Origin of the sequence: Kamptonema sp. UHCC 0994 (assembly GCF_029167235.1) — a bacterium.
In the GTDB taxonomy this organism is placed as follows: Bacteria; Cyanobacteriota; Cyanobacteriia; order Cyanobacteriales; family Microcoleaceae; genus Kamptonema.
Map to the genome: position 1 here is coordinate 23,516 of NZ_JARFTR010000195.1, position 7,343 is coordinate 30,858.

A 7,343-nucleotide genomic window follows, 5' to 3' on the forward strand; every position below is an offset into this window, starting at 1 on the left:
TTCTCACTTCCTCCTAGCCCGTATTCCGCATTCCAGCAGCAATACCATTAATAGTTAACAAAGCTCCTCGCAACAATTCACCCTTGCTATAACGCGAGTGAATCACCCCAGGAACCCCTGCCACACCATGCTGCCGTAACCGCTTCAATAAAGCTACTTGCAACAAACCTAAAGGCACAATCGTAGCATTCCGTAACAATACAGAACGCTGTAAATCTGGGTCTCCATCCAGCAAACGCTCATGGCCAGTAATAGTCAAAACTAGATCCCGAATCAAGTGATATTCAGTCGAAATTTGCTCAAATAGAGCCTCAAAGCGTTGCCTATCTGCCGGTGCTGATAACTCCCGAACATAGTGGTGAGCAATTTGCAAATCCACCTTAGATAAAGTCATTTCTACCTTAGAAATCACCATCTTAAAAAACGGCCATTTCAGATAGAAATATTGCAAAAGCTTCAAATGTTCTTCCGGTTTCTCCAGCAAAAACTCCTGTAAAGCAGTACCGACTCCATACCAAGAAGGCAACAAAAAGCGGCTCTGAGTCCAACTAAATACCCAAGGAATTGCCCGCAGAGTGCTAATATCTTTCTTGCCTCCGCTGCGACGCGCCGGCCTTGAACTAATTTGCAACTGACTAATTTCTTGAATGGGAGTAACTTGATGGAAGAAATCAACTAAATCCGGCTCTTCATAGATTAAATGACGGTAGTGCGATCGCGACCTTACCGACAACTCCTCCATAATCTCATTCCAAGGGTCAATCCCATCAAAACCAGTGTGCAGCAAACTAGCCTGCACCACAGCAGCCGTCACAGTTTCCAAATTGTAAAGCGCTAAGTCAGGCAACGAATATTTAGAAGCCAGAACCTCGCCCTGTTCAGTAATCTTAATTCTGCCACTAATACTCTTACCAGGTTGAGCCAAAATCGCCTTATAAGCAGGGCCACCGCCACGTCCCACAGAACCACCGCGTCCGTGAAAAATGCGTAAATCCACACTGTATTTTTCAGCGATTTGCTGCAAAGCCTTTTGAGCTTTGTGAATTTCCCAATTACTACTAAGAAACCCAGAATCCTTATTACTATCCGAATAGCCCAGCATGACCTCTTGCAGAGAAGAAGAAGGCAAAGTTTCATCTTTTTGGACTGCATAACCACCAGCAAGCATAGCGCGGTAGAGAGGCAATTCAAAGATGGCTTGCATGACTTGCGGCGCTTTTGTCAAATCTTCCACTGTTTCAAACAGAGGAACTACATTAATGCTGCCAATACCAGTAGCAGGGTCAAAAAGTCCCGCCTCTTTAGCTAAGAGCAAAACTTCCAGCAAGTCGCTAACATCATGACTCATGCTAATAACATAAGTTTGGCAAATTTCCGGGCCAAACTCCTGCTGCATTTGTCGCAAGATGCGGAAAGTCTCAATCGTCTCGCAAGTTTTCGTAGAAAAGGGTAATTCTGCGGGGATTAGGGGACGACGGGTTTGCAATTCCGTAGCTAGCCAGAGCGATCGCTCCGATTCCGACATTTCATTGTAAGGTTTAGGCAGAATTTGCAGATATTCAGCAACTTCTGACAAAGCATCAGAATGAACCGACGACTCTTGGCGGATATCTAAATGGGCTAAATTAAAGCCATAAATTTCTACCTGGCAGATCAGATTTTCCAAGTCTCTACAACTCAGACCAGTTTCCACCAAATTACGCTCAATTAGCCGTAATTCCGCCAGAAACTCCACACCAGAAGGGTAAAGTCCCACCAGTCCCGGATTCTGGGAAAGAGCTTCCCGTTCCCTTTGTAACTCGTCTCCTTTATAAAGTCGCCAATTGCGATCGCGCGTATTTTCCAACCGCTTAAGTACATAAGCCAACTTCAAGCGATAAGGTTCCTGACGGTAGCGAATCGCCCACTCATCGTAAACCTCTTGAATTTCCAACTTATCGCGATCGAGAGACTCCAACAACTCCGGTAGCACATCACTCCAGTGCAGCGACAAACTCAACAATTCGCTCAGCTTTTTCACCGCACCGATATACTTCTCCAGCACCAAATGGCGCTGATAGCAAGAAGTTTGCCAAGTAATTTTCGGAGTCACAGAAGGATTACCATCCCGATCTGACCCCACCCAAGAACCGAACTTACAAAAATTGTACTTCGGCGGATTTAGATAGGGAAAAGAAGCGTGCAAAGCTTGCTTAAAGCGATGGTAGAGTTGTGGAATCGCATCAAAGAGCACTTCCTCAAAGTAGTGCAGAGTATACTCCACCTCATCAAGCACGCTAGGCTTAAACTGGTGTAGCTCATCAGTGCGCCACCACAGGCGAATTTCTTCCATCAACTGCTCTTGTAGCGCTTGCGCTTCCCAGGAAGACACTACATAAGGACTTTCCTGACTACCAGTACCCAGAACATCAAAATTTTCTTCAACTTGATCCAACTGTTGCAGAATCTTAGCGATCCGCCGCTGCTTAGTGCGAATCGTGTGGCGAACAATTTCCGTCGGGTGAGCCGTAAACACCAGCCGGATGTCCAAATTATCAATCAAACGCTGAATTTGTTGAGAAGGCACATTCAAGCGTCGCAACATCGGGAATAAGTGATGGAAAGTCCCTAAGTCCCTCGGCGAATTATTGCTGCTTTCCTCCACCTGAGCTGTAAAGCTTTGAAAATTTTCCTCGTATTGGCTGGTGTGGCCCTGCGACTTAGAAAAAGCCAATCCGCTAGCACCATTACCGCCGACATAAGCTAATTGTTGGTCTCGTTGTTCGTAGTGCTGCTCAACAATATTGATGAGCTGGAAATACAGAGCAAAAGCGCGAGCCGCACGAATTGCGGCATTCAGGTCAAGCTTTTCGATAAGCTGCAAGACATTCGACTCCAGGAAATGAGGAGCCTGACCATCTGGGCCGTTAATCGATCGCATCTGCTGAATTAAATCAACCAGTTCTTGACCGCACTCTTGTCGCAGCACTGACTCCCACAAGTCCTCTACGATTTTCAGGCGATTACGCAGAAACAGGTCTGAGGTAGCAAACGGGACAGGAGGCGAAACGACTTTTGTAGTGATGGCCTGATCTGACGAGTGGAGGACTGAACTCATGGGGTCTGTTCCTCAATAGCTGCGGATATCCAATCAATTGTACAGTTAACGGTTAAATCTTAACTGTTAACTGTTAACAGTCTCTAAGAGTCTTGGCGTGGGAAGTTGAGGACAGGGAGGCGATCGCCACGAAACAGTTCCTCACTAGATGAGCCAATTGTCGCAATCAACTCAGCAGCAGCTCTGCTAGCCAACAGCCCAAAGAGCAAAGGTGCAGTCCCAAAGCTCAATATAATATCTGAGGGAATTTGTAAATTAGGACTCTGGGACGGCTTAGTTTCTGGTAAATTTTGCCGAAAGGACTGCATAAAATAGACCTCCTGTGTGATTAATTTTCACTCTAATCCCGACACTCTATAATGCTAGCGATCAATGCACTTATAACTAAGTGTGCAAAAATACACTCGTGGTGTGCTATCTCTAGGAAACAAATTTACCCTTAATGAAATCAAAGCCCCCATGTTGAATGCGAAAGGGAGCATCTTGACAGACAATCGATCCGCCTTAACGCAGTGGGCCGGGGCAGCTTTGGGGCTTCCCGAAGTGCAAGTACAGGTGCGGTTGCGGGGCAATCACCTGCACATTCTTTGCGAAGCCGTAGAGTGTCCGCCCCAGAGTATTGTAGTCGCACAATATTCAGAAGCCCTGAGTGTGACTGACCTCGAAAAACTGGTTCCTCGCAATCTACCTCGGATTTACCAAGTGTTTTTGTGCGGTAGGAGACTGGGTGCTAGACAAAATAACTGGACAGTGAAGCTGGAGTGCAACAGCCCCAACCGCAATCAACAACCGCTCAAACGTCAGGAAGCTCAACCACTGGTAACTCCCCCCCCAGCATCGCCAACAGGTTCCAAAGAAGTTAGAAATTTAGGCAAAAGCAAGCTAGAAAGGGAAATTTCCCAACCGCACAACGCGCCCAACCAGGCCTCTAACGCGATCGCAGTACCAGGCGAAGTAAGAATTAGTACGGACAATGTGCCAATTGCCGCTCAGAGTCAAGAAAATGAAGTTTTTGCAACTTCACCCCTAACGATCGATACTGCCTCCACTTCTAGGCTAAGTGCGGCATCTGTTCCCCTTCATCCCTTATCTTATCCCATGACCGCAGGACAAATAACGCAGCAGAGTACAGCGACTCTAGAAGTACCTTCAGAGGAGAGCAACAGCACTCAAGATGAGGGAACTTTGACTATTTCCTGCGAACGTCTCGCTCGCCGGGGCTATCCTGATGCTATTGCTAGCTACCTTAGTGAAATTCTGGGAGCTTTGGGAGTCTCGGTTAAAGTTAGCATTCGAGAACAGGGAAGTGAAGGCGCTCTTGAGCGAGGGAGCGAGGGAGCGGGGGAGAATAGTGTAAGTTCTCCTCTGTTACTGGTTCGCAGGTTGTGGGTGTTGTGCGAATCAGCATACAGTCCAGATCCTTCGTTGTTAGCAGAGCCCATTGCTCAGCGGTTGCGGGATCTGAAACTGGAAGATTTTCGGGATGCGGTAATTTGCAGCCAAGTTAGGGGTGAAGCTAAGCCAGATTGGATGTTGCGGGTCGATCTGACACCTCCGAGTCAAATGCTCAAGGAATGGGCTCGCTGGGGAGATGTAGCTGCGATCGCACGCCTATTAAATGAGGAATTAGTTACTTTTGGTATCGAAGTTCGAGCCACACTTAAAGAATTTACCCTGCATTTATTTTGTAACAACGCTCTTGGGGAGAGAGGGAGCAGGGGAGCGGGGGCCCAGGGGAGCGGGGGCGCAGGGGAGACGGAGAGACAGAGAAGTTTCTCAGTCCCTAGTTCCTCTACTCCAGATAAACAGGTTGTACGGGAGGCGATCGCGCCCATTTTAGCTGCGATCGCACCCCAAGGTATTCGCGGAGCCACCGTCTACGGCGTGGAAGCGCCCCGCAGTCAGGGAGAGGAAACTCCGGTTTGGATAGACTGGCTGGATCTGCCAGCGGCTCACCACCCCGATTTAGCTGTAAGTGCTGTCACACTGGCGACTCAAGGCGATCGGTCTGCTCTAACATTTTTAATCAACCGCCTGCTCAATCCCAATCTTGACCGCAAACTGCAAACTGGGGGTATTCGCGCCCTGATTTTACCCAAAGGCGATTTGCTCCACATTATGAGCGAATCTCCTACCTGTCCATCTCAGTCTAAGGTAGGGCCGCCCATTGCCCAATTCCTCCGCCAGCTAAAAATTCCGGGCATTGTCGGGGTGCGTGTCTACGGCCGTCGCGCTGGCCAAAAACTCCCTCTGTGGCGCTATGGCGTTGAGGTGAGTACAGCCGTCCCCGAAGTATCGCCAGTCGCCCCTGCAAAGCCACTGTCAAAAATCGCTAGACCTTCATTCGATCGAGATATTGTCCCGGAGTTTGCTCCCTCCGCAGCAGATATGGCTTTCACTGGCTTAGAGGGGGATTTGGTTTTAAGTCCCGATTTTCCAGGGACAACTGTAAGGCCAGACGAGAGAATTCGGTCTCGGCCTCGCAAGCTTGGTCAGGGGTTATTGGGATTACAGCGATCGCTAATTAGTTCTGGCCTGTTTGTTCCTAACGACGCTTTATCTACTACTGTTGCTAATTCTAATGATGGGTGGCGCGATCGCCGGACAGCGATCGCTCTAGTTTGGGCTGCGGCTGGATGTTTGCTAGCGTTTCAAACAGATTCCCTTCTGGGTAAGTTCCTGGAATCTTTTGCTAGCAACAACACAACCACCCAGGTAGAAGAGCGGGGGAGCAGGGGAGCAGGGGAACTCTTGAGCAGGGGAAATCTTGAGCAGGGGAGTATTACTGACTCTTTTCACTCAAAACCACTAACCGTAGCTCGGCGCGAAGCGTTACCAGGAAAGAAGCAAACCGAAGCAAGCTCTCAAAACGGCTCAGCATTGGGAGTACAGCAAAGCAATCTCTCTAATCCCGAAACCCGCGAGGTCAGCTTACCTCAGCTACCGTTACAGCAATCGCCGCAAAGTAATAGTACAGAGGTATTCAATGGTTCTGGGTTTACTAAACCAGGTACTGCTAGCGTCGAAATATCAGCTAATAACAATAGCCAAGAGTCATTTTCAACATCAGATAGTGTAGAAAATTACCCAACTTTTAGAAGCGATCAGCTTGATGAGCAGCTAGTGCGCTACCAAAAATATATTCGCACTCATAAACGGCTCCCGGACATTATGATCGTAGGCAGTTCTAGGGCTCTGCGGGGAGTTGAGCCAACTGTACTGGAAAAAGCTTTGGCCGAGCAAGGATATCCGGGACTGAAGGTTTATAACTTTGGGGTAAATGGCGCAACTGTCCAAGTTGTAGACTTGATCTTACGCCGGGTTTTACCCGTGGAGCAACTGCCAAAATTGATTGTGTTAGCGGATGGGGCCCGTGCTGTCAATAGTGGTCGGATTGATGTTACTTATAATGCGATCGCGACTTCGGAAGGCTACAGACAACTCGCTCAAGGAACTTGGAAAATCCACACCAACAGACTCGCTCAAGCCACATCCAAATCCGCCGCCCCCGTCCCCCTTTCTCCTATAGCAGAATTTGTGCAAAATATAGATAACAGGGGTGTGGCGATCGAGGAATTTCTGAATCACAGGTTAGAGCGAGTCTCTGGGACTTACCGAAACCGCGATCGCTTGAAAAGTTTTTTGCGATCGCTAATTATTAGTCAGCAACAACCTGCGCTAGTTCCCAACAAGGAACCGCAAATAGCAAAGCAAAACCTAATAGTAGACAGCGGACAAAAAAGCGAATTTGACTCAAATGGGTTTCTTCCTATCGATCTCCGTTTCGAGCCTGCTACTTACTATCAGCAACATTCCAAAGTATCCGGCGATTATGATGCTGACTATCAAAGTTTCCAACTCGTAGGAAGGCAAACTGATGCTATCAAAAACCTTGCGGAATTTACCAAAGCTCACAATGTCAATTTAGTTTTTGTTAATATGCCCTTAACTAAAGATTATTTAGATCCCGTGCGAGGTGAATATGAACAAGAATTTCGACAGCAAATGCAGCAGCTAGCAGCCGAAACTGGATTGATTTTCCGAGATATCGGTCTTTTGTGGCCAGAGGCGCGGGAAAACTTTTCCGACCCCAGCCACCTCAACCGCTATGGTGCAGTTGAAGTCTCTAAGCATTTAGCTCAAGATCCAATGATTCCTTGGCCAACTCGTAATTAAATTTGTTAACTGTTAACTGTTAACTGTTAACTGTTTCTTTCATCACTTCCGTAACGCCGCCATCTTGGCG

Annotated in this window: 3 protein-coding genes; 1 reads left to right on the forward strand and 2 read right to left on the reverse strand. The window is 47.8% G+C overall.

From position 1 onward, the window contains the following. Nucleotides 1–13: 13 nt before the first annotated feature. Together ppc and PY364_RS17915 are read right to left on the reverse strand one after the other, a co-directional pair. Complete coding sequence (gene ppc, locus PY364_RS17910) at nucleotides 14–3,097, reverse strand: phosphoenolpyruvate carboxylase (protein ID WP_275524536.1); 3,084 nt, start codon at nucleotides 3,095–3,097, stop codon at nucleotides 14–16. A gap of 83 nt (nucleotides 3,098–3,180) precedes the next feature. After that, a complete protein-coding gene (locus PY364_RS17915) occupies nucleotides 3,181–3,405 on the reverse strand; it encodes a hypothetical protein (protein ID WP_275524537.1) in 225 nt (74 codons plus the stop codon). Between the two features lie 175 nt (nucleotides 3,406–3,580). Here PY364_RS17915 and PY364_RS17920 point away from each other — a divergent pair, with 175 nt between their 5' ends. Then, nucleotides 3,581–7,273: a DUF1574 family protein gene (locus PY364_RS17920; RefSeq protein ID WP_275524538.1), complete on the forward strand. Its 3,693-nt coding sequence runs from the start codon at nucleotides 3,581–3,583 to the stop codon at nucleotides 7,271–7,273. Nucleotides 7,274–7,343: the final 70 nt, after the last annotated feature.